This window comes from Nocardiopsis sp. iso_238 (assembly GCF_056173325.1).
This window is the reverse complement of the sequence record NZ_CM149668.1, coordinates 5,282,511-5,308,041: the sequence shown is the minus strand read 5'-3', so window position 1 is coordinate 5,308,041 and position 25,531 is coordinate 5,282,511. Positions and strand designations below refer to the sequence as shown.

Sequence of the window (25,531 nt, the reverse complement as noted above, 5' to 3'; positions counted from 1 at the left end):
CGTCGGCCGTGCCCCCACTGTCTCCTCCGGGGAGGTCAGTCGCCCTTGGGGACGACCCTGCGCTTGTCGGGCTCGAAGATGGAGTTGACCAGGTCGGTGCACCACTTGAGGAGTTCGAGGTCGCGCAGCGGCTTGCCGCCGAGCCCGCCCGCCTTCGGGACCGGCACCAGGAGGGTCTTCGCGGACTCCTTCTGGATGGATCTCGGGTACATCCGGCGCAGCCGCAGCTCCTGGGACTCCCTCAGCTCCACCGGGGAGAAGCGGATCTGGTTGCCCTGCATGACCACGTCGGCCAGCCCGGCGGACTTGGCCAGCACCCGGAACCGGGCCACCGCCATGAGGTTGTCCACCTGCTGCGGCGGGGTGCCGTAGCGGTCGGTGAGCTCCTCGTAGGCGGCGAGGATGTCCGCCTCGCTGGTGACGCTGGCGATGCGCTTGTACGACTGGAGGCGCAGGCGTTCGCCCGGCACGTAGTCGTGCGGGATGTGCGCGTTGATCGGCAGCTCCACCTTGGTCTCGACCTCGGCCACCGCCTCCGGGTCGCCCTTGAGCTCGGCGACGGCCTCACCGACCATGCGCACGTAGAGGTCGAAGCCCACACCGGCGATGGTCCCGGACTGCTCCGCGCCCAGGATGTTGCCCGCGCCCCGGATCTCCAGGTCCTTCATGGCCACGTACATGCCGGCGCCGGTCTCGGTGTGCTGGGCGACGGTGGCGAGCCGTTCGTAGGCGGTCTCGGTGAGCGGGCGCTCCGGCGGGTACAGGAAGTACGCGTAGGCGCGCTCGCGGCCGCGCCCCACCCGGCCGCGCAGCTGGTGCAGCTGGGACAGGCCGTAGGTGTCGGCGCGGTCGATGATCAGCGTGTTGGCGTTGGGCACGTCCAGGCCGGACTCGACGATGGTCGTGGAGACCAGCACGTCGAAGTTCTTCTCCCAGAAGTCGACCATGACCTTCTCGAGCTGCTGCTCGTTCATCTGGCCGTGCGCGTAGGCCACCCGGGCCTCGGGGACCAGCCGCTTGATGGAGGCCGCCACCTTGTCGATGGAGGCCACCCGGTTGTGCACGAAGAACACCTGTCCCTCGCGCATGAGCTCGCGGCGGATGGCGGCGGTGATCTGCTTGTCCTCGTAGGGCCCCACGAAGGTGAGCACCGGGTGGCGCTCCTCGGGCGGGGTGAGGATCGTGGTCATCTCGCGGATGCCGGTCAGACCCATCTCCAGGGTGCGCGGGATGGGCGTGGCCGACATCGCCAGCACGTCCACCTGGGTGCGCAGCCGCTTCAGGGCCTCCTTGTGCTCCACACCGAAGCGCTGTTCCTCGTCGATGATGACCAGGCCGAGGTCCTTGAACCGGGTCTCCTGCGACAGCAGGCGGTGGGTGCCGATCACCACGTCGACCTCGCCGGAGCGCAGGCCCTCGCGGGTCAGCTCGACCTCGCCGTCGGTCTGGAACCGCGACATCGGCTTGACCGTGACGGGGAAGGACGCGTAGCGCTCGGTGAAGGTCGACAGGTGCTGCTGGACCAGCAGGGTGGTGGGCACCAGCAGCGCCACCTGCTTGCCGTCCTGGACCGCCTTGAACGCGGCGCGCACCGCCACCTCGGTCTTGCCGTATCCCACGTCGCCGCAGATCAGCCGGTCCATCGGGACCGACTTGGACATGTCCTTCTTGACCTCGTCGATGGCGGCGAGCTGGTCGGGCGTCTCCACGTAGGGGAAGGCGTCCTCCAGCTCGTTCTGCCACGGGGTGTCCGCGCCGAACGCGTGCCCGGGGGAGGCCTGCCGGGCCGAGTACAGGCGGATGAGGTCACCGGCGATCTCGCGGACGACCTTGCGGGCGCGGCTCTTGGCCTTGCTCCACTCGGCGCCGCCCATCTTGGACAGCGTGGGCGCCTCGCCGCCGACGTACCGGGTGACCTCGCTGAGCTGCTCGGTGGGCACGAACAGGCGGTCGCCGGGCTGGCCGCGCTTGGAGGGCGCGTACTCGATGAGCAGGTACTCGCGGGTGGCGCCCTGGATCTGGCGGCTGACCATCTCCAGGTAGCGGCCCACACCGTGCTGTTCGTGCACGACGTAGTCGCCCGGCTTGAGCTGGAGGGGGTCGACCGTGCCCTTGCGGCGGCTGGGCATGCGGCGCATGTCGCGGGTGGAGGACTTCTGCCCCACCAGGTCGGTCTCGGTGAGGACCACCGTGCGTACCGACCGCAGCAGGAAGCCGTGGTCGACCAGACCGGTGGTGACGGTCGCGATCGCCTCCTTGGGCGGAGCGACCAGGTCGGCGGAGAGCGCGGCCCCCAGCCCGGCGTCCCGGAGCATGGCCACCAGGCGTTCGGCGGGACCGTGCCCCTGGGTGACCAGCACGACGCTCCAGTTGTCGTGCAGCCAGCTCTTGACGTCGGCCAGGGCGCGCTCGGTGTCGCCGCGGTAGGAGTCGGCGGGCACCGCGCCCACCACGACCGCGTCGTCCTCCTCACCCGCGTCCTCGCCGGCGCTGAAGGGGGTCAGCCCCCACCAGGGCAGGCCCAGACCGCTGGCGACCGAGCGCAGCTCGGAGATGGACATGTAGGCGGACTCACCGAGGTCGATGGGGGCCTCGCCGCCGGAGGCGGCGTTGATCCATGAGGCGTCCAGGAACTCGGCGCTGGTGGCCTCCAGTTCCACGGCGCGGGTCCGGATGCGCTCGGGGTCGCAGCCCACCACCATGGCGTTCTTCGGCAGGTACTCCAGGAAGGGTTCCATGCGCTCGGCCAGCACCGGGGCGAACGCCTCCATGCCCTCGACCGAGACGCCGTCGGCGATCTTGGTGAGCACCTCGGCCAGCGAGGGGTGCTCGGCGGCCAGGGCGCGGGCCCGCTCACGCACGGTCTCGGTGAGCAGGAGCTCGCGGCAGGGCGGGGCGAACAGGCCGGAGGCGGCCCGGGAGTCGGCGGCCTCCCCGTTCTCACCGGGAGTGATGGAGCGCTGGTCGGCCACCTGGAAGTACCGGATGTCCTCGACGGTGTCGCCCCAGAACTCCAGCCGGAGCGGGTGCTCCTCGGTGGGCGGGAAGACGTCCAGGATGCCGCCGCGCACGGCCATGTCGCCGCGCTTCTCCACCAGGTCGACGCGGGCGTAGCCGGTGTTGGTCAGGGAGCTGACCACGTCCTCCAGGGACGCCTCGTCACCGGGCCGGATACGGACCGGTTCGAGGTCACCGAGCCCGGCGACCAGGGGCTGGAGGACGCTGCGGACCGGGGCCACCACCACACGCAGCGGGGTGGTGAGGGGGTCCGAGGGGTCGGGGTGCGCCAGACGGCGCAGGACCGCCAGACGCTGGCCCACGGTGTCCGAGCGCGGGGAGAGCCGCTCGTGCGGCAGGGTCTCCCAGGCGGGGAAGAGCGCGACGGAGTCCGCGGGCAGCAGTGAGCCGAGCGCGTCGGTCAGGTCGGCGGCCTCCCGCTCGGTGGCGGTGACGGCGAGCACCGGCCGGTTCGCGCCCACGGGGGAGTCGGCGGCGAGCGCCCCCACCATGAAGGGGCGCAGAGCCGCCGGGGCGACGAGGTCGAGATGGGGATCGCGGCCGCTTCGGGCGGTCTCGATCGCACTGTGCAGTGCCGGGTCCGTGGAGACGTCGGCGAGAAGTCCAATGAGGCTCATAGCACCAAAAACTGGAAGTGGTCCGGTTCAGGAGTCGGGTCCTGCCCTGACGCCGACACCCGCGTGCGGCGGGCACGGTTGCCGCCGTCCCGCGAGTCGAGTGGGGACGGTCCGGTGACGGTTGTGGGCGGCCGTGTGTGTGGATGGGCGTGGCCACCCGGCTTCCCTCAGCTTATCCAGTACCACCGTCGCGCGCGGGCCCGGTCGCGAGGTCGGCGGTTCGGTTCCCGCGCGTCCCCGACCTGCCCTCGGCCACGGTGATCCGGAGAGGTCACAAGGAGGAGAACCCGCTCTGAACTGCTGATATTCCGGAGTGACGGGTTCGCCGCCGGGGCGGGCGATCCGCCGGGCATACGCTGGACGCTCGTGGAGGGTTCCGCTGAACGGCCAGAGAAGAGGAAGCGCGTGGTGAGTGCCCACAGACACGGGAGCGGACGGGACGGCGACAGCGGCCGACCGAGTGCCCCGGCCTTCGCACCAGGTCCGGACGGCCTCGCCCACTTGGAGCTCATCCTCAGCGGCGCCTACCCGCTGGCCGGGTTCATGACCCGCGAACAGGCGGAGTCGGTGGCGCTCCGGGGACGTCTGCCCGACGGTCGGCCCTGGCCGGTTCCGGTCACCCTGGAGGTGCCGGAGGAACTGGCGGGACGGGAGCGGCTCACCCTCACCGACCTGGAGGGCGCGCCCCTGGCCGAGCTGGTGGTGAGCGAGAGCTGGGAGTCACCCGGTGAACCTGGCGTGCACCACGTGGCGGGGGACGTCACCCTGCTGCGGCCGCCGACCTACGGGGTCCTGAGGGAACTGCGGTCCACCCCCGCCGAGGTCCGCGCCCAGAGCGGGCTGGAGCCCGACCGCCCCCTGCTGGCCGTGGTCACCGACCGGCCGCTGCACCACCGGGCCCTGCACCAGATCCGGGCCGAGGCCGAGGCGCTGGGGCGGGCCGAGGTCCTGGTCATCCTGGACACCGGCCTGCACGACGCGGGACTGGCCGACGCCGTGCTCGCGGCCGAACCGCTGCTGCCGCCCCGGACGTCGTTCGCCGTCGTCACCCTGCCCCGGTCCCGGGCCCGCGCCACGGGCGCGCTCGGCGGCTCCTGGACCGAGCGGGACGCCGCGCTCGCGGGCCACGTCGCCGCCGCCTACGGCGCCACCCACCTGCTGGTCGAGGCGGGCGGGCACGCGCCCGAGACCGAGCGGGTCATGGCGCAGCGGCCGCCGCTGACCGTCCTGGACCCCGAACCGTGGCGGTACGACGCGAACGAGGCGCTGTGGAAGCCCCTCACCCACGTGGACCCGCGCACCGTCCTCGCGGAGCCGACCGACGAGGAGGTCGCGGCGGAGCTCGCGCACGGCCGCGAACTGCCCGCCTGGTTCACCCCGGCCCGGGTCGGCGCCGAGCTCGCCCGGCTGCGCCCCGCACGCACCCGGCGCGGCCTCACCCTGCTCTTCACCGGCCTGTCCGGTTCGGGCAAGTCCACCATCGCCCGCGGTGTGTGCGACGGCGTCCGCCGCTCCGGCCGCACCGTGAGCCTGCTCGACGGCGACGTGGTGCGGCGCGTGCTCTCCAAGGGGCTCACCTTCTCCCGGCAGGACCGCGAGCTCAACATCCGGCGCATCGGCTACGTGGCCGCCGAGATCACCCGCCACGGCGGGGTGGCGGTCTGCGCGCCGATCGCGCCGTACGCGTCGGGCCGGGCCGAGGTCCGTGCCATGGTGGAGGAGTTCGGGGACTTCTTCCTGGTACACGTGGCCACGCCCCTGGAGGAGTGCGAGGCCCGGGACCGCAAGGGCCTGTACGCCCAGGCCCGCGCGGGGGAGATCCCCGAGTTCACCGGGGTCTCCGACCCCTACGAGGAGCCGACCGACGCCGACCTGGTCGTCGACACCGTGGGCGCGGACCCCTCCGAGTCCGTGGCCCTGGTGCTGGACGCCCTGCGTGCGGGCGGCTGGCTCCCCTCCGACCAGCACGTGAGCGAGGACTGATGACGAGCGACGCCCCGACCCCACCGGTGCCCGGGCACCGGATGCTCCGCCTGGTCGAGGTGATGGAGACGCTGCGCCGGGAGTGCCCGTGGGACAGCACCCAGACCCACGAGTCCCTGGCGAAGTTCCTGATCCAGGAGTCCTACGAGACCCTGGAGACCATCGAGGACGGTGACTACCCGCAGCTGCGCGAGGAGCTGGGGGACGTGCTGCTCCAGGTGGTCTTCCACGCCGCGATCGGCGCCGAGCGCCCCGAGGGGGACCCGGCCCGGTTCACGGTGGACGACGTGGCCGACGCCATCATCGACAAGATGACCCGTCGCCACCCGCACGTGTTCGGCGGCCAGGACGTGTCCGGCACCGACGAGGTGTGGTCGAACTGGGAGGCCATCAAGGCGGCCGAGCGCTCCGCGAAGGCCAAGGCCAGGGGCGGCAGCGGTGAGACCTCGGTACTGGACGGGGTGCCCTTCGCCCAGCCGGCCGTGCTGTTGGCCTACGAGCTCCAGAAGCGGGCCGTGCGCAACGGGTTCCCCGCCGACCTGGTGGGTGACGACGGTTCCGAGGGCGGGGAGCTGTTCGCCGCCGTGGCCGCGGAACGGGACCAGGGCCGTGACCCGGAGAGCGACCTGCGCCTGGCGGCCCGCCGCTTCGACACCCGTGTGCGCGCCGCCGAGGAGGCCGCCCGAGCCGAGGGCCACGAGCCCCGCGAGCTCACCGACGAACAGTGGCGCACGTACTGGTCGAAGACCGGATAGGCGGAGGGTGACGGCCCCGGCGCGGTTTCCCGCCCGGGGCCGGAACGCCACGGAGCGGTCCCGGCCTGCGGCCGACCACGGTGCACGCGACCCGGTGGGAGTCGCGCTCCGCCCCGGCGTCCGGAGCAGCACGATCGTCGCTCCCCGCCCCGTTACGGCGGGTCCACCCGTCGACCGCACCCCGCGAACGGCTGGGCCAGCTCGGAAGAACCTCACATAGGTCAAGTTGATCTTGACTCCCGTGTGACCCGTGCAACACAGTGCTCTCACCTCGGGGCCCGGGGCTCCGGCACCCTCCGCCGCGGTCCGGGCCCCCGTACACGTGGGAGCCCCTCATGCGCCGCTTCGGAAACGCCCTCGCGGCGTTCAGCACCAGATGGGTGCCGGACGCCTTCGTCTTCGCGGTCATCCTGTCCGCCCTCGTCTTCGGGATGGCCCTGTTCCTCACCGACCGAACGCCGATCCAGCTGGTCGGGGACTGGTACGGCGGGTTCTGGGGCCTGCTGGAGTTCGGCATGCAGATGGCCCTGGTCCTGGTCACCGGGTACGCACTGGCGTCCTCGCCCCCGGCGCGGCGGGCGATCCTCCGGGTGGCGGGGCTGGCCCGGGGGCCGCTGACGGCGGTCCTGGTCACGGCCGTGGGCTCCGCGCTCCTGGGCATGGTGCACTGGGGGCTCGGTCTGATCGCCGGTGCCCTGCTGGCCGTGGAGGTGGCCCGCTCCTGCAAGGAGCGCGGGATCAGGGTGCACTTCCCGCTGGTCGTCGCGGGCGGCTACACGGGGCTGATGGTCTGGCACAGCGGCCTGTCCGGTTCGGCGCCCCTGCTGGTCAACACCCCCGGGCACTTCCTGGAGGACCAGATCGGCCTGATCCCGCTCAGCGAGACCGTCTTCCAGCCCTTCAACCTGGTCTTCCTCGCGGCCATGCTGATCGGCGCACCGCTGCTGCTGATGAGCATGACCCCCAAGGCGGAGGAGAGCGAGGAGATCGGTGACACCTCCGACAGCGAGCCGGGCCCCGGTCGGCCCGGCCGCGACGAGCTGCGCGCCCTGTCCCCGGCGCAGCGCCTCATGCACAGCCGGGTGCTGGTGTACGCGGTGGTGGCCGTGGGGCTGGTCCACCTGGTGCCCGCGCTCGTGACCAACGGTGTGGTGGGCATGGACATCAACCTGCTCAACTTCGCGTTCCTCATGGCCGGGCTGGGCCTGCACGGGACGCTGGCGGGCTACTCGGCCGCCGCCGCGGAGGGGGCGCGGAACGCCTCCGCCGTGATCATCCAGTTCCCCTTCTACGCCGGGATCATGGGGATCATGGACACCTCGGGGCTGCTGGAGGTCATCACCCAGTGGTTCATCTCGTTCTCCACCCCGTTCACGTACCCGTTCTGGGCCCTGATCAGCGCGTGCCTGGTCAATCTCGCGGTGCCCTCGGGCGGTGGCCAGTGGGCCGTGCAGGGGCCGGTGGTCATCGGCGCCACCGAGACCCTGGGCATCCGCCCCGGGGTGGGCGTCATGGCCGTGGCCATGGGCGACCAGCTCACCAACGGCATCCAGCCGTTCTGGGCGCTGCCGCTGCTCGCCCTGACCAAGCTCAGGGCGGGCCGCATCCTCGGCTACTCGGCGGTCGTGATGCTCTTCGGCATCCTCGTCGCCTCGCTGTGCATCACGTTCCTGACCTGAGTCAGCGGATGCCGTCGGGCAGGTCGCGCACGTTGATCACCTCGGTCGAGGGGTCGCCGGGCGCCAGCCCCGAACTGAACGACTCCTGCGGTCGGCGGGCGGACTCGCTGATGGTCAGCAACAGACCCACGATCAGCCAGTTGGCCATGAGCGCGGATCCGCCCGCCGACATGAAGGGCGTGGTCATACCGGTGAGCGGGATGATCAGCGTGGCGCCGCCGAGCACGATGAAGACGTCGAACGCGGTGATGAACCCGTAGCCCAGGGCGGTGAGCTTCAGGAACACGTCGCGGCAGCCCAGGGCGATGCGCAGGGCCCGCTGGGCGAACAGCAGCAGCAGGGTCAGCACCGCCATCAGCCCGGTCAGGCCCAGCTTCTCGCCCGTCGACACCAGGATGAGGTCGCTGTCGGCGGCGAACAGGTTCTGCGCGTTGCCGCCGTCGAACCCGGTGCCCAGCAGCCCGCCGTAGGCCAGGGCGATCATGCCCTCCACCACCTGGAAGCTGCCGCCCGCGCTGTGGTACACCTCCGGGTCGAACGCGTTCAGCCAGATCCGCACCCGGTTCTGCACGTGCCCGAACATCAGGTAGGCGACGTACGCCCCGCCGGAGAAGGCCACCAGCCCGATCAGCACCCAGGACTTGCGGGCGGTGGCCGCGTACAGCACCGCCAGGAACGTGCCGAAGAGCAGCAGCGAGGTGCCCAGGTCCTTGGTGCCCACGAGTAGCAGGATCGCCACGCCCCAGCCCACGGCCATCGGGGCCAGGTCCCGGGCGCGCGGCGCGCTGAACACCTTCACCCCGCCGATCCGGAAGGTCCGGGTGACCAGCGCCATCACCTCGCGCTGGCGGCCCAGGTACGAGGCCAGGAAGATCACCAGGAGCACCTTCGCGAACTCCGAGGGCTGCATGGTGAAGGGCCCGATCATGATCCACCGCCGGGCGCCGAGCACCTCGTGGCCCAGCGGCGACAGCGGGAGCAGCAGCAGGACCAGCGCGACCAGGGCGATCAGGTAGGTGTACATCGTGAGGCGGCGCGGCTGCCGGACGAACGCGATGGCGGCGGCGCACAGGACCATGCCGACCAGCGTCCACATCAGCTGCCGGTCGGCCTCGCTGCTGCCGGGCGCCTGGTCCCGTGTCATCTGGAGCGCCCAGATCATGGTGAGCCCGATCCCGCTGAGCGCGGTGGCGACGGGGAGCAGCACGGGGTCGGCGTAGGGCGCCACGAACCGCATCAGCACGTGCAGGGCGAGCGCTCCGGCGCCGAGCACCAGTCCGTAGACCAGGACGCGGTTCTCCACACCTCCGGTGACCGACAGCGACGCGTAGAGCAGGGCCGCGAAGGTCACCCCGATCGAGGCGAGCAGCAACGCCAGCTCGGCGCGTCTCTGTCGTGCGGGGCGCAGGGCCCCGTCCACCGGGTCGGTCTTCGGGTTGGCCATGCTCGTCCTCTACCGTTCACGCGGGGCCGTGGCTGTTCCGGGCACGGATGGGGGGACGGTGGCCCTCAGTGGGAACTATAGACAGGCCCGTGGACCCGGCAAGGGGAACGGCCACTTCCGGGCGGTTCGGTTTAGCCGGTTCTGGGCGGCGCGGGGGCGTCCAGGTCGATCCCCTCGGCGGCGTCGGCCACCCGTGTGTCCAGACCGGACAGCCGGGACAGGAGCCCGCTGAACCTCAGCAGCACGTCGCGCCCGACCAGGCCCAGGCGGGAGCGCGGCGCGAGGAAACCCAGTCCGGTGTCCGCGATGGCCTGGTTGGCCAGGACGTACGGGCGCATCCGGGCCTCGTACGCGTCGAGCGCGACGGCGGGGGCTGCGTGCCGGGACAGCTCCTGGGCCAGCACGTACGCGCCGACCAGCGCCAGAGTGGTGCCCTGGCCGGACATGGGGGAGGGGCCGTACCCGGCGTCTCCCAGCAGCGTCACCCGTCCCCGGGACCACCGGTCCATGCGGATCTGTGTGACCGAGTCGAAGTAGAAGTCGGGGCTGTCGTCCAGCCCGTCCAGGAGTCGCGCGCACTCCCAACCGGACCCGGCGAAGCGTGCGCGCAGGTACGCCTTCTGCTCCTCCTCCGGAGCCCGGTCCACGCCCCGCGGCTCGCGCTCGTGTATGAGGAAGAGGGCCTTGGCCCCCGGGAAGCGGGGGGAGGTGCTGATCCCGGCGGCGCGGCCGGGCTCGTTGTACAGGCGCACCTCCCGGTCCTGGCCGAGGAGGTCGGGGACGGTGGCGATGCTGATCAGGGCGCCCAGGTAGCGGGCGTAGCGCTCCTCGGGGCCGAAGACCAGTCCCCGGGTGCGGGAGTGCAGGCCGTCGGCGCCCACGACCAGGTCGAACACGCGGGGTTCGGTGCGCTCGAAGGTCGCGCGGACCCCGTGCGGGGTCTCCTCCAGAGCGGTGACGGTGTCGTCGTACAGGTACTCCGTGTACGCGGTGGTGGGCTCGTGCAGGATGCGGGTGAGATCGCCGCGCACGACCTCCAGGGACCGGTCGTGGTCGGTGTCCATGGTGGTGCCGATGTCGGCGCGGATCCGGCCGTCCGCGCGGACGAACACGGTGCGGGAGGTCTCGGTCACACGGGCGCGGAGGGCCTCCAGCACTCCCATGCGCCGAGCGACGTCGACGGCGACGCCGCGCACGTCGACGGCGTGCCCGCCGGTGCGGGGAGCGGGGGCCCTCTCCACCACGGTGACGCGGATCCCGTACCGGTGGAGCCAGTGGGCGAGGGCGGGTCCGGCGACGCTGGCCCCGGAGACAAGGACGGTTCGAACAGCGGTCACGGTCGACAACTCCTTGGGTGTCGAGGATCCCTCACGCTAGACCGAGAAGCCTGGGAGGACCAGCGGGGAGGGGCTCCGGGGGCCGATGACCCGTATGGACTAGACCAATGTGGCAGGGCGGACGCCACTGACCGGCTCAGGGGTCGCTAGTCTCGTGTCCGGGTCCGGAACTGTGGGCCCAGACACCGAAGATACGGAGAGATCGTGGCGTCCATCGAGTCAGTCCAGGCGCGGGAGATCCTTGACTCCCGGGGCAACCCGACAGTCGAGGTCGAGGTCCTGCTCGACGACGGGACCATCACCCGAGCTGGTGTCCCCAGCGGTGCCTCCACCGGCAGGTTCGAGGCGGTCGAGCTGCGCGACGGCGGCGACAGGTACGGCGGCAAGGGCGTGACGAAGGCCGTCACCGCCGTCAACGACGAGATCGCGGACGAACTGCTCGGCCACACCCCCGACGAGCAGCGCATCATCGACCGCGCGCTGATCGACCTGGACGGCACCCCGGACAAGTCCCGGATCGGCGCCAACGCCATCCTGGGCACCTCCCTCGCCGTGGCCAAGGCCGCCGCCGAGGAGGCCGGTCTGCCGCTGTTCCGCTACATCGGCGGTCCCAACGCGCACGTCCTGCCCGTGCCGATGATGAACATCCTCAACGGCGGCGCGCACGCCGACAGCAACGTCGACATCCAGGAGTTCATGGTCGCGCCCATCGGCGCCCCGACGTTCTCCGAGGCCCTGCGCTGGGGCACCGAGGTCTACCACTCCCTGAAGGCCGTCCTGAAGTCCCACGGCCTGGGCACCGGCGTCGGTGACGAGGGCGGATTCGCCCCCGACCTGGAGAGCAACCGCGCCGCCCTGGACCTCATCGTCGAGGCGATCGAGAAGGCCGGGTACAAGGTCGGCACCGACATCGCGCTGGCCCTGGACGTGGCCGCCAGCGAGCTGTTCTCCGACGGCGTGTACACCTTCGAGGGCAAGACCCGCACGGCCGAGGAGATGGCCGCCTACTACGCGGAGCTCGTCGACTCCTACCCGCTGGTCTCCATCGAGGACCCCCTCGACGAGGAGGACTGGGACGGCTGGAAGAAGCTCACCGAGCAGCTCGGCGCCAAGGTCCAGCTGGTCGGGGACGACCTGTTCGTCACCAACCCCGAGCGCCTCCAGCGCGGCATCCTCGCGGACACCGCCAACTCGCTCCTGGTGAAGGTCAACCAGATCGGCACCCTCACCGAGACGCTGGACGCGGTCTCCCTCGCCCAGCGCAGCGGCTACACGGCGATGATCAGCCACCGTTCCGGCGAGACCGAGGACACCACCATCGCGGACATCGCGGTGGCCACCAACGCCGGGCAGATCAAGACCGGGGCCCCGGCGCGCAGCGAGCGGGTCGCCAAGTACAACCAGCTTCTGCGCATCGAGGAGGAACTGGACGACGCCGCCGTCTACGCGGGCGTGTCGGCCTTCCCGAGGTTCGCCAGGCGCGGCTAGTCTGCCCCAGTGTCCCGCGAATCCAAGCAGCCGCCCACAAAGGCCAAGAAGGCGACCAAAGCCGACAGGCCTGCGAAGGCCGCTGCCCGGAACGGCGCCAGGCGCGCCGGTGACGCGGGCACGAAGGACTCCGGCGTGGGCCGCACCTCCCGGGTGCGGCCCATGCTCACCAGCCGCGCCGCCATCCTCGCGCTGGTCGTGTGCGTGATCGCGCTGAGCCTCGCCTATCCGCTGCGCGAGTACGTGATGCAGCAGTCGCAGATCGCGCAGCTCAAGGAGGACCGCGCCCGCATGGAGGAGAACGTCGCCGACCTCCAGGAGCGCGAGGAGGCGCTGAGCGACGAGGCGTTCGTGGAGCGCGAGGCCCGCGCCCGGCTCCACTACCAGTACCCCGACGAGACCGCCTACATCGTCATTCGGCCCGAGTCCGAGGCCGAGACGGAGGCTGACCCGGCGGAGCCCACCGAGCCGTGGTTCACCGAGCTGTGGCGCACGGTCGAGGAGGCCGACAGCCCGGACCCCGACGCCGGTCTGTAGGCCCCGCGGACCCGGCCCGTCCGGGTGCGGCGGCAACTATGCTGGGCTGGTCATGACTTCCGCAGATCAGCCCGTTCCGGGGCACACCGATGGCGGTCCCGCGTCCGAACGGGACCTCGCCGCGATCGAACTCCAGTTGGGCCGCCAGCCGCGCGGGGTCCGTGCCGTCGCGCACCGATGCCCCTGTGGCCTCCCCGACGTGGTGAAGACAGCTCCCCGCCTGGAAGACGGCACCCCCTTCCCGACGTTGTACTACCTGACATGCCCGCGAGCCGCCTCCGCGATCGGTCGTCTGGAGAACGAGGGCCGCATGCGCCGGATGCAGGAGCGCCTGGGGGAGGAGCCCGAGCTCCAGGAGGCCTACACCAGGGCCCACGAGTCCTACCTGGAGGAGCGCGCCGAGCAGGCGCGCGCCGACGGGTTGGAGCCGTTGCCCGAGGGCATGCAGAGCACCGGTGGCATGCCGACGAGGGTCAAGTGCCTGCACGCGCTGGTCGGCCACGAGCTGGCCGCGCCGGGCACCAACCCGTTCGGGGCGGAGGCCCTGACCGAGCTTCCCGAGTGGTGGGCCAAGGGCCCGTGCGTGTGCGTGGACGAGAGCGCCCCCGAGGGCGCTGAAGGGACGGACGCTTCATGAGCGGTGTCGCGGCGATCGACTGCGGAACCAACTCGATCAGGCTGCTGATCGCGGACGTGGTGTTCCTGGGCGACGACGAGGTCCAGGTGGTCGATGTCGACCGCCGGATGGAGATCGTGCGGCTGGGTCAGGGGGTCGACGAGACCGGCGCGTTCGCGCCCGAGGCCCTGGAGCGGACCCTGGAGGCGCTGCGCGGCTACGCGGAGACCATCGAGGCGCACGGCATCGAGCTGGGTCCGGACGCGGTGCGCATGGTCGCCACCAGCGCCACCCGGGACGCCAGCAACCGCCAGGAGTTCGTGGACGGTGTCCGCGCGATCCTGGGTGTGGAGCCCGAGGTGGTGACCGGTCTGGACGAGGCCGAGCTCTCGTTCGTGGGCGCCACGGCCGAGCTGGAGGCGCAGGCCGCCGAGGGCGAGGCCAACGTGGACTTCACGCCGCCGTTCCTGGTGGTCGACATCGGCGGGGGCTCCACGGAGTTCGTGCTGGGCGGCCTGGACGACGACGAGGACCTCGTGCGCGCGGCCCTGTCGGTGAACGTCGGCTGCGTGCGCATGTCCGAGCGCCACCTGCGCGACGACCCGCCCACCAGGGAGCAGATCGAGGCGGCCACGGCCGACATCGACGCCGCCCTGGACGAGGTGGAGAAGGTCGTCCCGTTGCGGGAGGCCGGTTCGGTGGTGTGTGTGGCGGGGACCGCGACCACGGTCGCGGGGATCGCGCTGGACCTGCCGGAGTACGACTCGGAGCGGATCCACCACGCACGGGTCTCGGCCGAGGACCTGGAGCGGATCACGGGTGAGCTGCTGGCCTCACGGCACGCGGAGCGCGCGGAGATCGGCGTGATGCACCCGGGCCGCGTGGACGTGATCGCGGCGGGTGCGCTGGTGCTGTCGCGTGTGCTCGCGCGCACCGGCGCGGACCGCTTCACCGCGAGTGAGCACGACATCCTCGACGGTGTCGCGTGGAGTCTCATCGCCCCTGAGTAGAATCAGGGCAAACTGGTACTAAAGAGGACATAGCCTCCTCGAAGGGGACCTTCGGCCGATCCGGAGGGGTCCTTCGAGGGGGGCCCACAGGGCCCCTGGGTGAGACGCGTCACCCGGAAGACTCTTGTGAATGCATTCACAACCCGCCTGACCTGCATAAACGTCGTCGCCTTGCACGTGAGGATGGTGGGAAGGTGGGCGAATGTGAACCTTCCTGCGGGGAGGGGCTTGTGAAAGAATGCACAAGCAGGACGAACCACGGCACCACGGACCCCGGTGCGGGGCACCGAAGACCGTGACAGCCTTCGCGGCCCTTGAGGCAAGGGCGCCAAAGATTAACCGTTAGGGCGGAAATGCGATGACCGAGAGCAGGAACTACCGGCTGGTGCACGGCGGCGGGGACGAGGCGGAGATCCCGCACATCCTCATCGTCGGCGGCGGTTACCTCGGGATGTACACCGCGAGGCGACTGGAGAAGAAGCTCGGGTCCGGTGAAGCCCGCATCACCGTCATCGACCCGAACTCCTACATGACCTACCAGCCGTTCCTGCCCGAGACGGCCGCCGGCAACATCTCCCCGCGCAACGTCGTGGTCCCGCTGCGGAAGGTCTTCGACCGCGTCCGCGTGCTGGGCGGCCGCGTCGTGCGCATCGACCACGCCGACAACACGGTCCGCTACGAGCCCAATGTCGGTGAGCCCCAGACGCTCCACTACGACTACCTCGTGATGGCGGCCGGAGCGGTCTCGCGCACCCTCCCCATCCCCGGCCTGGCCGAGTGGGGCATCGGGATCAAGACCGTCGAAGAGGCGGCCTACCTGCGCAACCACGTGCTCAACCAGCTCACCATCGCCGACTCCACCGACGACGAGGCCGTGCGCGCCAAGGCGCTCAACTTCGTGTTCGTCGGCGGCGGGTTCGCCGGTGCCGAGGCCATCGCGGAGCTGGAGGACATGGTCCGCGACGCGGTCCGCCTCCACCCCTCCATCGACCTCTCCGACGTGAACTTCTACCTCATCGAGGCCGCGGACAAGATCCTGCCCGAGGTCGGCCCGGAGGTCGGCGGCAAGGCGCTCAACCAGCTCCGCCGCCGGGGCATCGACGTCCGCCTCAAGACCTTCCTCGAATCCGCCGTCGACCAGCGCATCAAGCTCAGCGACGGCGCCGAGTTCGACGCGGGCACCCTGGTGTGGACCGCGGGCGTCAAGCCCAGCCCGGTCGTCTCCGCCAGCGACCTGCCGCTCGGCCCCAAGGGCCACGTCGACACCAGCGAGTACCTGACCGTCAACGGCACGGACAACGTCTTCGCCGGCGGTGACAACGCCCAGGTCCCCGACGGCAACGGCGGCTACTACCCGCCCAACGCCCAGAACGCGGTCCGCCAGGCCCCGGTGCTCGCGGACAACGTCATCGCGACCCTGCGCAACGGCAAGCTCAAGGCCTACCAGCACAAGAACCTCGGCGCCGTCGCCGGGCTCGGCCTGCACAAGGGCGCGGCCCAGCTGTTCGGCAAGATCAAGCTCAACGGCCGCCTCGCCTGGTACGCGCACCGCTCGTACCACCTGCTCGCCGTGCCCACCTTCAACCGCAAGCTGCGGGTCCTCTCCGACTGGACTCTCGCCTTCTTCCTGCGCCGCGACTTCGCCGCGCTCCCGGAGATGTCCGAGCCGCGCCAGGCCTTCGAAGAGGCCAGCCAGCCCCAGGTGGAGGACGGCCGCCTGCGCCGCGTGAGCTGACCCCGCGCGACGCCTTCGGCTGCGAACACGAACGAAACGACCGGCTTCCTCGCGAAGCCGGTCGTTTCGTGTCCCCATCCGGCCAAGCCGAACCAAAGTGGGCAATCGGCCCGGCCGGTATGATGGGCCACGCCCTCGTAGCCCAATGGAAGAGGCAGGCCCCCTAAAAGGGTCACAAGTGTCGGTTCGAGTCCGACCGGGGGTACTTTGTCTTCCTGCATCTCCGCTTCGCTGTGGTGCGGGTTCAGGTGTGCTTGCTTCGCTTCGGCCCGTGTTCGGTCACCCCCAGCGGCTGAGGTGCACGGACGGGACTCACAGTTGGGGGTGAGGGCCCGGGTGGGTCTCACGGCCCGTGGTTGAGGAGAACGGTCGGGACCCACGGTTGAGGTGACCAGGTGGGGCTCGCAGGCCGGGCTGGCCGGGGACCCGTGTGCGGATCAGCCCTGTTCCATGAGGAGCTGGAGCTGGGTGAACAGGCGCTCGCCCGGGTCGGAGAGGTCGATCCCGCTCACCGAGGCGGCGCGGCGCACCCGGTACCGGAGCGTGTTCGGGTGGATGTGCAGCCTCTCGGCGGCGGCCCGTGCGTCACCGAAGGCCTCCAGGTAGGCCAGCAGGGAGTGCACGAGGTCGGCGCCGCCCGCCCGGTCGTACTCGATCAGTCGGCTCACCCGGGGGTCGCGGAGCGACGGGTCGGCGCGCAGGTGCGCCAGGGTCTCGCTGATCAGCACCCGGGAGCGCACGTCGGAGATGGTGGCCACCTCCCAGTCCGTGCCGCCGTCCAGGTCGCGGCCCATCGCGTCCAGCACCCGGTCGGCCTCGCCACGGGACTCGGGCACGTCGCGCAGCCGCTCCACCAGTGAACCCACGGCCGCCTGCACGCGCAGGCCCAGGGCGGCCCGTGCGGCGGCCACGGTCTTGCGGGTCAGCGCCAGCACCGACTGCTCCACACCGCGCCAGCCGTCGCCGCCGGGGCCGCGGGCCAGGTCGGGCAGCAGCACGTACACGCGGCCGTCGAGCTCGGTCACCAGGGAACTGCGCCGGTAGGCGGCCGTGTGCACGGACACCAGGTCGATCAGCTGGCGTCGGCGCAGCTCGCGTACGGGCCGGTCCGGGCGCTCACCGTCCGTGCCCTCGGGTTCGGCCTCGGGCTGGCTGAGGGAGAAGGCCGCCACCAGGGCGGCCCGCTCGGTGTGCACCTCGACGGTGTCCGCGAGGGCGCTCGCGTCGATCCGCCCCTCAAGCAGGCTGGACAGCAGGTCCTCGCGCAGCCGGAGCCCGGCGCTGGTCTGGGTACGCTGCCGGATCATCTGGAGCGCGGTCGTCCGGGCGGCGCCGAGCAGGGCCTCCTCGGCGTGCTGGGAGAGGGGCTGTGAACCCTCCTGCACCCAGATGGCGCCCAGCGGTTGGCGTCCGGCGTGGATACCCACCGCGAGGCGGCGGCGGATGCCGAGCTCGGGGTGCTCCTCGATCCGGACCACCTCCTCGCCCGCGCGGAGCTTGGTGAACACGCCCCACTCCCGCAGGAGCGCCAGATAGGACTCGGGCCCCTGGCGGCCGAGCACGGACAGGCGCCGCAGCTCGTCCACCTCGGCGCCGCTGGAGTAGGCCAGGACCCGGCTGGCGGAGTCCTCGATGCTCACCAGCCCGCCGGTGAGCTGGGCGATGGTCTGCGCCATGGAGAACAGGTCGCCGGTGGCCTCGCCCAGATCCTCGGAGGTGGTCAGCCGGGCGTCGTCCACGATGCTCTGGCACACGGACTGGAGCTGGTCCCAGCGCACCTCGGGCCGGACCGCGAGGAGGGCCACGCCGTTCTCCTGGGCCTCGGCGCGCAGGGTCCGCAGCTCGTCGGCGCCGGACCTGGACCGGCGGGACTCGGAGGAGGGCGGGATGGTCTCCTCGGCGGGCGCGTACCCGCCCGCCTTGACCGCGACCGCCGTCGCCCCCTGCGCGGCGAGCGCTCGGACCAGGCGGCGGGCGGCCCCGCCGCGCACACCGATCAGGAGGACCAGGTCCCCCTCGCGGGCCTCCACCCGGTCCTCGGGGTCGATGATCACGACGTTGTCCACCTGAACATCCAGCCCGTCCGGTGCGGCGGCGACGTCCAGAATCGGGTCGCCAAGGGCCAGGAGGAGTCTGCGCAGGGGCAGCCCCGCGCCTTCTTCACTCTGTGATCCTGATTGACCAGGCATCATGTGGTTCCTCACCGGTCGGGTCCGGGAACCGACACTACTGGAGGGGCGAGGGAGCGGCGCCGGGGCGCGTGTGCCTGAGTTTGTTCTGGTGAACAAATAAGGCTGGCAAAGAGTGGCCCGTCCCACAAGGTCGGCGGGGGGCGGTTCTGGGACTGTTGAATCAGTCAACCCTGCTCATTCAGGGACATTCTTTCCAGGGAGGTGCCCATGGACGCCGTGACCAACGTCCCGCAGCCGGTGAACGAACCCGTTCTCACCTACGCGCCCGGGAGCGCGGAGCGCGCCGAGCTCGTAGCCAAGCTCGAGGAGCTCGGTCGCGAGAGCATCGACCTGCCGATGCGCATCAACGGCGAGAGCCGTATGGGTGGCGGCGAGCCGATCGACGCCGTCCAGCCGCACAACCACGCGTCCGTCCTGGGCACCATGCGCAACGCCACCCACCAGGACGCCCGCGACGCCGTCGCCGCCGCGAAGGCCGCCGCCCCCGCCTGGCGCGCCATGTCCTTCGACGACCGCGCCGCGATCATCCTCCGCGCCGCCGAACTGCTCGCCGGCCCTTGGCGCGCCACGATCAACGCGGCCACCATGCTCGGCCAGTCGAAGACCGTCCAGCAGGCGGAGATCGACTCGGCCTGTGAGCTCATCGACTTCTGGCGCTTCAACGTCGCCTACGCCCGCCAGCTCATGGAGCAGCAGCCCCTGAGCGTGCGCGGCGTGTGGAACCGCATGGAGCAGCGTCCGCTGGAGGGGTTCGTCTACGCGATCACCCCCTTCAACTTCACCGCCATCGCGGGCAACCTCCCCACCGCCCCCGCCCTCATGGGCAACGTGGTCGTGTGGAAGCCGTCCCCGACCCAGCAGTTCGCCGCCGAGCTCACCATGCGCCTCCTGGAGGAGGCCGGGATGCCCCCCGGCGTCATCAACATGGTCACCGGTGACGGCCTCGCCGTCTCGGACATCGCGCTCAACGACCCCGAGCTGGCCGGTGTGCACTTCACCGGTTCCACCAAGACCTTCCAGCACCTGTGGAAGAGCGTCGGCGAGAACATCTCCAACTACCGCTCCTACCCGCGCATCGTGGGCGAGACCGGTGGCAAGGACTTCATCGTCGCGCACCCCTCCGCCGACCCGGAGATCCTGCGCACCGCCATCGTGCGCGGCGCCTTCGAGTACCAGGGCCAGAAGTGCTCCGCCGCCTCGCGCGCCTTCGTCGCCCGCTCGGTGTGGGAGAAGATGCGCGACGACCTGGTCGCGGAGACCGAGGCCCTCACCATGGGCGACGTCACCGACCTGTCGAACTTCGTCGGCGCCGTCATCGACCGCCGCTCCTTCGACAAGCTGGCCAAGGTCCTGGAGGACGCCAAGTCCGACCCGACCCTGACCATCGTCGCGGGCGGCACCGTCGACGACTCGGTGGGCTACTTCGTGCGCCCCACCATCATCGAGGGCACCGACCCGACCAACGACGTGTTCCGCACGGAGTACTTCGGTCCGGTCATCGCCGTCCACGTCTACGAGGACGACAAGTTCGAGGACGTCCTCAAGATCGTCGACGAGGGCTCCGCGTACGCCCTGACCGGCGCCATCCTGGCCAACGACCGCGCCGCGGTGGCCAAGGCGACCGAGGCCCTGCGCTTCGCGGCCGGCAACTTCTACATCAACGACCGCCCGACCGGCTCCATCGTCGGTCAGCAGCCCTTCGGCGGCGGTCGCGCCTCCGGCACCAACGACAAGGCCGGTTCCGCCCAGAACCTGTCCCGCTGGGCCAGCCCGCGCGCCATCAAGGAGACGTTCGTCGCGCCGACGGTCTCCTCCTACCCCCACCAGGGGTAGTCACCGGCGGCCGCGCCCCCTCCTTCCGTCCGAAGGGGGCCGCCGCCACCACGGGGCCCGCTCCCCGGTGCCGCGAGCACCGGTGGGCGGGCCCCGGCCCCCCGAGGAACCCACCGCGCGGACGGCACACCGCCCGCGCGCATCGCCCGCGCCAGCCCCTGCGGCTCGCGCACGTCTCTTCGAGGTCACCATGCTTCGTAAGCCCCTGTTGCTCGCCGCCAGGTCCGCCACCTGCCGCAAGATCGTCGAGCGCACTCCCATGACCCGGGCCATGGTCACGCGCTTCGTCGCGGGCTCCAGCCAGGAGGAGGCCCTTCCGGCCGTCCACGAGCTGGCCAAGGACCGCTTCGTCACGCTGGACTTCCTTGGTGAGGACACCACGGACCTGTCCCAGGCCACCGCCACCGTGACCGCCTACCAGGACCTGCTCGCCGCCCTCGGTGAGGCCGGTCTGGGCGACCGCGCCGAGGTCTCCGTCAAGCTGTCGGCCGTCGGCCAGTTCCTGAACCAGGACGGCGAGAAGATCGCGCTGGAGAACGCGCGCCTGATCGCGGAGGCCGCGCAGGCGATCGGCACCACGGTGACCCTCGACATGGAGGACCACACCACCACCGACTCCACGCTGGGCATCCTGCGCGAGCTGCGCGAGGACTTCCCGTTCGTGGGCGCGGTGCTCCAGGCCTACCTGCACCGCACCGTGGCCGACTGCCGCGACCTCAGCGGCGCCGGTTCCCGCGTGCGCCTGTGCAAGGGCGCCTACGACGAGCCCGAGTCGGTGGCGTTCCGCGACAAGCACGAGGTCGACCGGGCCTACGTGCGGGCGCTGAAGGTCCTCATGGAGGGCGACGGCTACCCGATGGTCGCCTCGCACGATCCCCGCATGGTGGCCATCGCCGGTGAGCTGGCCGCCGCCAACGGCCGCGGCGCGGACGACTACGAGTACCAGATGCTCTACGGCATCCGGGACGGCGAGCAGGTCCGCCTGGCCGCCGAGGGCAAGCGCATGCGCGTCTACGTCCCCTACGGCGACGAGTGGTACGGCTACTACATGCGCCGCCTGGCCGAGCGCCCGGCCAACATGCTCTTCCTCGCGCGGTCCCTGGTGACCCGCAACTAGGAGTGGCCGTCGCCACGTGCGACGGCGGCGGGGCCCGCACCGACGTGAGTCGGCGCGGGCCCCGTTTCGCAACGGTGACCTTGGCCCCGGAACCCCTGGTCCGGGCCGTACGTTACTTTGTGGGCAGCAATCCACGCGTGAAAGGCCATTACTAGACATGCGGATGCGGAGTTCCAACCCCGTCCTCAAGCGGGCGCTTCAGCAGCAGTCCGGACCCCAGCAGGGTTACGGACAGCCCGGCTACGGTCAGCAGGGCTACGGGCAGCAGGGTTACGGACAGGCGTACCCGCAGCCCTACGGCCAGCAGGGTTACCCCCAGCAGGGCTACCCGCAGCAGGGCTACCCCCAGCAGGCGCAGGCCGAGCAGCCGATGACGATCGACGACGTCGTCGTGCGCACCGGCATGACCCTCGGCGCCGTCGCGCTCTTCGGCGTCATCAACTACTTCCTCTTCTTCTCGGGCAACCCGGGCCTGGCCATGGGCCTGATGTTCCTGGGCATGATCGGCGGGCTCATCCTGGGCCTGGTGATCGCGTTCAAGCAGATCACCAACCCGGTCGCGATCCTGTCGTACGCGGCCCTGGAGGGCCTGCTCGTCGGCGGTCTGTCGGCCGTGCTCGGCAACATGCTGTCGATGCAGATGGGCGACCCCTCGGCGGGCACCTCTCTGGTCTCCCAGGCCGTGATCGGCACCGTCGCCGTCTTCGGTGTGATGCTCGCGCTGTACAAGTTCCGCATCATCAAGGTGACCGACGGCTTCGTCAAGGCCGTCTCCTACGCCGTGCTCGGTGCGGCCGCGCTGATGCTGGTCAACTTCGTGCTCAGCTTCTTCATCGCGGGCGGCATGGGCCTGCGTGAGCCCACCTGGCTGGGCCTCGGCGTCGGCATCGTGTTCGTCGTCCTGGCCGCGCTCACCCTCGCCATCGAGTTCCGCGGCATCGAGGAGGGCGTCAACGCCGGCATCCCGAACAAGTTCGCCTGGCAGTTCGCCTTCGGCCTGACCGTCTCCGTGGTCTGGCTGTACATCGAGATCCTGCGTCTGCTCTGGTTGATCAAGACGATGTTCGCGGACTAGTAGGCAACGCCGCACGTGACGAGGGGCCGTCGCCCGGGATCTTCCCGGGGGCGGCCCCTCCGCCGTGTCGGCGGGTCAGGCGGACTTCGGGCGGGGCGACGGGATGGAGCGGTTCCGGCGGCGGCGGTCGTACTCGGTGACGATCGCGTGCGCGTAGCCGTGGGTGAGGTCGTACTCGTCGGCGAGCCAGCGCGACCGGTCCGTGGGGCGCAGGAGGCCCGGTCCCTGGTCCAGCGAGTCGAACCACTCGTGGAGTCCTCGGCCGGTCACGACCGGGATGCGTTCGATGAGCTTTGCGTGGATCTCCGGCGAGTGGGTCACCGTCATAGGCACCTCCGCAGCGCGTTGAACGTGTGGCACTTACCTGTGACCCTGCATCAGGATTCCGACGGGGACAAGACCCGGCCACCAGCTTTTACCTTGGCGGAGTGGGAACGTTTGCCCCTGGGACATCCGCAGGCGATACGGGGGCGCCGCGCGGTCCGAGGGCACGGAAAAGGGGCCCCGGACCGGATCCGGGGCCCCTTCCCGCACGCGGCGCGTACTAGCTCAGGCGCTCGAAGACGGCGGCCATGCCCTGGCCACCGCCCACGCACATGGTCTCCAGACCGAAGGTCCTGTCATGGAACTGGAGGCCGTTGATCAGGGTGCCGGTGATGCGGGCGCCGGTGCTGCCGAACGGGTGACCCACGGCGATGCCGCCGCCGTTGACGTTCAGCTGGGAGTCGATGTCGATGCCCAGCTGGTCGGCGGAGGGCAGCACCTGGGCGGCGAAGGCCTCGTTGATCTCGGCCAGGTCGATGTCACCGATGGCCATGTTGGCGCGGGCCAGGGCCTGCCTGGAGGCCTCGACCGGGCCCAGGCCCATGATCTCGGGGCTGAGTCCGGTCACGCCGGTGGAGACGATGCGGGCCAGCGGGGTGATGCCGAGCTGCTTGGCCTTGGTGTCGCTCATGATGACCAGCGCGGAGGCGCCGTCGTTGAGCGGGCAGGCGTTGCCCGCGGTGACGGTGCCGTCGGGGCGGAACACCGGCTTGAGCTGCGAGACCTTCTCGTAGGTGGTGCCGCGGCGGATGCCGTCGTCGGTGCTGACCACGGTGCCGTCGGGCAGGGTGACCGGGGTGATCTCCCGCTCCCAGAAGCCGTTGTCCAGCGACTTCTCGGCGAGGTTCTGCGACCGGACGGCGAACTCGTCCTGGCGCTGGCGCGAGACACCGGTGATCTCCGCGACGTTCTCGGCGGTCTGGCCCATCTCGATGTAGGCGTCGGGCAGCAGGCCGTCCTCGCGCGGGTCGGTCCAGGTGCCCTGGCCGCCCTCCTTGCGCCTCTCGGTGCGGGCCTTGGCGTCGGCGAAGAGGGGGTTCTCGTTCTGGGGGTTGTCGCTGCTGCCGTTGACGAAGCGGCTGACGGTCTCCACGCCCGCGGAGACGAACACGTCGCCCTCGCCCGCCTTGATGGCGTGGTAGGCCATGCGGGTGGTCTGGAGGGAGGAGGAGCAGTACCGGGTGACGGTGGTGCCCGGGACGGTGTCCAGCCCCAGCTGCACGGCGACGATGCGGGCCAGGTTGAAGCCCTGGTCGCCGCCGGGGAGGCCGCAGCCGAGCATGAGGTCGTCGATGCTCTTCGGGTCGAGCTCGGGGACCTTGGCGAGGGCGGCGCCGACGATCTGGGTGGTCAGGTCGTCCGGGCGCAGGTCCTTGAGGGAGCCCTTGAAGGCTCGGCCGATCGGGGAGCGCGCGGTGGCGACGATGACTGCTTCGGGCATGTTCTTCGTCCTTGTTCGGGTCACGGCGAGACTTGTTACTGACCAGTTAACCCGCCGGGCGCCCTCACGCGCCACCCGGGGTCGGCCTTGGCGCGTCCTCCTCCTCGGGGGACTCGGGCGGTGTCGGCCGGGTCCCCGCGCCGAGGCGGAAGGGCCCCCGGACCAGCGCCGTCCACCTGCCGTGGACCCCGCTCGACGTCTGGTCGGCGGCGCGCGTGACCTCCGTGCCGGGGGTCTGCGCGGCCACCACGGCGGCGCGGTCCACCGGCAGGACGCCCTCGGTGCGCCCGGCCTCGTCCAGTTCGGGGAGCAGGCCCAGGGCGGCGCAGGCGGAGGGCAGGACCACGAAGGCCGCCTGCGCGTACCCGCGCGCGGACGGGTGGAACCGGTCCGGCCCGAACATCGAGTGGGGGTCGGTGCGGAAGTCGTCCGCGAGGATGTCGCTCAGGGAGACCGTGCGACCGCCCGCCTCCGTCACCGCGATGGTCTGCGCGGCCGCCAGCTGCCGTGAGGCGCGGCGGGCCACCGACCGCAGCGGCCAGCCGATGGGGCGCACGGTGCCGAGGTCGGGGCAGGTCGCCACCACCACGGGGGTGCCCAGCCCGACCAGCTCGGCGGTGACCTCGCGCAGCGCGGCCACGGCGTCGTTGGGGCGGACCCGGCGGATGACGTCGTTGGCGCCCACGAAGACCACCGCGACGTCGTAGCGCCTGTCCGGCTGGCGGGCCCCGGACCGCTCCACCTGGGAGTCGAGATCGGCGGAGGTGGCACCCGGGCTGGCCGTGCAGCGCAGCCACACCGGGCGGTCGGCGGCGGCGGAGATCCCCGCGGCGAGGAGGGCCCCCGGCGTCTGCCAGGACTCGTCCACCGCGAATCCCGCGGCCGTGGAGTCACCGAGCATCAGCAGGCGCAGCGGCGGCCCCTCACCCTCACCGAAGGTGCCGTTGGCCCTGGGCCGGTCCCACGGGGTGTGGCCGATCGCGTTCTGGGCCAGCCGGGCCTGGAGGTAGAGCAGGGCGACGGTGCCACCGCCCACCAGCGTGAGCCCGCCGCCGCCGAACGCGGTGGCGGCGGCGATGCGCCGGGCTCGCGCGGCTCGCAGCATCGGTACCCCCCGGAAGCGTCCGACCAGCCAGTTCTCCCCACCGACGTTACCGGCGGGCCTCCTCGGGGTCACGTACCCGAAGGGCACACAATCGTGCCCGGGGGTCACCGAAGTCGGTCGCCCCGGTACGGGGTACCGGTCCACTGGTCCGAACCGGTCCACACCGCGCGTCGGCGCCTTGATCCAGGTGAGCGGCGCGAGACCGGTGAAATCGGCCTAGAGTCT

At 71.2% G+C, this 25,531-nt stretch carries 18 protein-coding genes and 1 tRNA gene; 12 read left to right on the top strand and 7 right to left on the bottom strand.

Annotated features, from left to right (window positions below; all coding sequences use genetic code 11):
* Positions 1-35: 35 nt before the first annotated feature.
* The gene (mfd, locus tag AC0VYL_RS23885) at positions 36-3,635 is read right to left on the bottom strand and encodes a transcription-repair coupling factor (protein ID WP_475481564.1); all 3,600 of its coding nucleotides are present in this window, start codon (positions 3,633-3,635) and stop codon (positions 36-38) included.
* 405 nt (positions 3,636-4,040) lie between these two features.
* On the opposite strand from mfd, the gene cysC reads away from it, so the two are divergent.
* The 3 genes from cysC to AC0VYL_RS23870 all read left to right on the top strand — a co-directional run bounded on the left by cysC (position 4,041) and on the right by AC0VYL_RS23870 (position 8,052).
* On the top strand, positions 4,041-5,618 hold the full coding sequence (cysC, locus tag AC0VYL_RS23880; protein ID WP_475481563.1) for an adenylyl-sulfate kinase: 1,578 nt from the start codon (positions 4,041-4,043) through the stop codon (positions 5,616-5,618).
* Positions 5,618-6,373 (top strand): MazG family protein, encoded by a 756-nt coding sequence (locus AC0VYL_RS23875; RefSeq protein ID WP_475456153.1) that lies wholly within the window; start codon positions 5,618-5,620, stop codon positions 6,371-6,373. The genes cysC and AC0VYL_RS23875 overlap by 1 nt, the downstream gene beginning before the upstream one ends.
* Before the next feature lie 335 nt (positions 6,374-6,708).
* The gene (locus tag AC0VYL_RS23870; protein WP_475481562.1) at positions 6,709-8,052 is read left to right on the top strand and encodes a short-chain fatty acid transporter; all 1,344 of its coding nucleotides are present in this window, start codon (positions 6,709-6,711) and stop codon (positions 8,050-8,052) included.
* A gap of 1 nt (position 8,053) precedes the next feature.
* On the opposite strand, the gene AC0VYL_RS23865 is transcribed toward AC0VYL_RS23870, so the two are convergent.
* Together AC0VYL_RS23865 and AC0VYL_RS23860 are read right to left on the bottom strand one after the other, a co-directional pair.
* Entirely contained in the window at positions 8,054-9,496 is a 1,443-nt protein-coding gene (locus AC0VYL_RS23865; protein ID WP_475456149.1) for an FtsW/RodA/SpoVE family cell cycle protein, read from the bottom strand.
* 131 nt (positions 9,497-9,627) lie between these two features.
* Positions 9,628-10,833 (bottom strand): FAD-dependent monooxygenase, encoded by a 1,206-nt coding sequence (locus tag AC0VYL_RS23860; protein ID WP_475481561.1) that lies wholly within the window; start codon positions 10,831-10,833, stop codon positions 9,628-9,630.
* 204 nt (positions 10,834-11,037) lie between these two features.
* Here AC0VYL_RS23860 and eno point away from each other — a divergent pair, with 204 nt between their 5' ends.
* The 6 genes from eno to AC0VYL_RS23830 all read left to right on the top strand — a co-directional run bounded on the left by eno (position 11,038) and on the right by AC0VYL_RS23830 (position 16,424).
* On the top strand, positions 11,038-12,321 hold the full coding sequence (eno, locus tag AC0VYL_RS23855; protein WP_475456145.1) for a phosphopyruvate hydratase: 1,284 nt from the start codon (positions 11,038-11,040) through the stop codon (positions 12,319-12,321).
* Between the two features lie 162 nt (positions 12,322-12,483).
* Positions 12,484-12,858, top strand: coding sequence for an FtsB family cell division protein (locus AC0VYL_RS23850; protein ID WP_475463219.1), 375 nt, complete (start codon positions 12,484-12,486; stop codon positions 12,856-12,858).
* Positions 12,859-12,910: 52 nt separating this feature from the next.
* Positions 12,911-13,495 carry a DUF501 domain-containing protein gene (locus tag AC0VYL_RS23845; RefSeq protein WP_475481560.1) on the top strand — a complete coding sequence of 195 codons (585 nt, stop codon included), beginning with the start codon at positions 12,911-12,913 and terminating at the stop codon, positions 13,493-13,495.
* The gene (locus tag AC0VYL_RS23840) at positions 13,492-14,484 is read left to right on the top strand and encodes a Ppx/GppA phosphatase family protein (protein WP_475481559.1); all 993 of its coding nucleotides are present in this window, start codon (positions 13,492-13,494) and stop codon (positions 14,482-14,484) included. The genes AC0VYL_RS23845 and AC0VYL_RS23840 overlap by 4 nt, the downstream gene beginning before the upstream one ends.
* 358 nt (positions 14,485-14,842) lie before the next feature.
* Positions 14,843-16,219, top strand: coding sequence for an NAD(P)/FAD-dependent oxidoreductase (locus AC0VYL_RS23835; RefSeq protein WP_475456139.1), 1,377 nt, complete (start codon positions 14,843-14,845; stop codon positions 16,217-16,219).
* 131 nt (positions 16,220-16,350) lie between these two features.
* Positions 16,351-16,424, top strand: a tRNA-Leu gene (locus AC0VYL_RS23830).
* Positions 16,425-16,656: 232 nt separating this feature from the next.
* Here the strand turns inward: AC0VYL_RS23830 and AC0VYL_RS23825 are convergent.
* Complete coding sequence (locus AC0VYL_RS23825) at positions 16,657-18,408, bottom strand: helix-turn-helix domain-containing protein (protein WP_475481558.1); 1,752 nt, start codon at positions 18,406-18,408, stop codon at positions 16,657-16,659.
* A gap of 210 nt (positions 18,409-18,618) precedes the next feature.
* Here AC0VYL_RS23825 and pruA point away from each other — a divergent pair, with 210 nt between their 5' ends.
* From pruA to AC0VYL_RS23810, 3 genes are all read left to right on the top strand, one after another.
* Positions 18,619-20,244, top strand: coding sequence for an L-glutamate gamma-semialdehyde dehydrogenase (pruA, locus tag AC0VYL_RS23820; protein ID WP_475481557.1), 1,626 nt, complete (start codon positions 18,619-18,621; stop codon positions 20,242-20,244).
* Positions 20,245-20,434: 190 nt separating this feature from the next.
* Entirely contained in the window at positions 20,435-21,361 is a 927-nt protein-coding gene (locus AC0VYL_RS23815) for a proline dehydrogenase family protein (RefSeq protein WP_475456133.1), read from the top strand.
* A 157-nt stretch (positions 21,362-21,518) separates the two neighbouring features.
* The gene (locus AC0VYL_RS23810) at positions 21,519-22,436 is read left to right on the top strand and encodes a Bax inhibitor-1/YccA family protein (RefSeq protein ID WP_475456131.1); all 918 of its coding nucleotides are present in this window, start codon (positions 21,519-21,521) and stop codon (positions 22,434-22,436) included.
* A gap of 75 nt (positions 22,437-22,511) precedes the next feature.
* Here the strand turns inward: AC0VYL_RS23810 and AC0VYL_RS23805 are convergent, their stop codons facing one another.
* From AC0VYL_RS23805 to AC0VYL_RS23795, 3 genes are all read right to left on the bottom strand, one after another.
* The gene (locus AC0VYL_RS23805; protein WP_378745326.1) at positions 22,512-22,763 is read right to left on the bottom strand and encodes a DUF4287 domain-containing protein; all 252 of its coding nucleotides are present in this window, start codon (positions 22,761-22,763) and stop codon (positions 22,512-22,514) included.
* Positions 22,764-22,980: 217 nt separating this feature from the next.
* Entirely contained in the window at positions 22,981-24,201 is a 1,221-nt protein-coding gene (locus AC0VYL_RS23800; RefSeq protein WP_475481556.1) for an acetyl-CoA C-acetyltransferase, read from the bottom strand.
* A gap of 64 nt (positions 24,202-24,265) precedes the next feature.
* On the bottom strand, positions 24,266-25,306 hold the full coding sequence (locus tag AC0VYL_RS23795) for an SGNH/GDSL hydrolase family protein (protein ID WP_475481555.1): 1,041 nt from the start codon (positions 25,304-25,306) through the stop codon (positions 24,266-24,268).
* Positions 25,307-25,531: the final 225 nt, after the last annotated feature.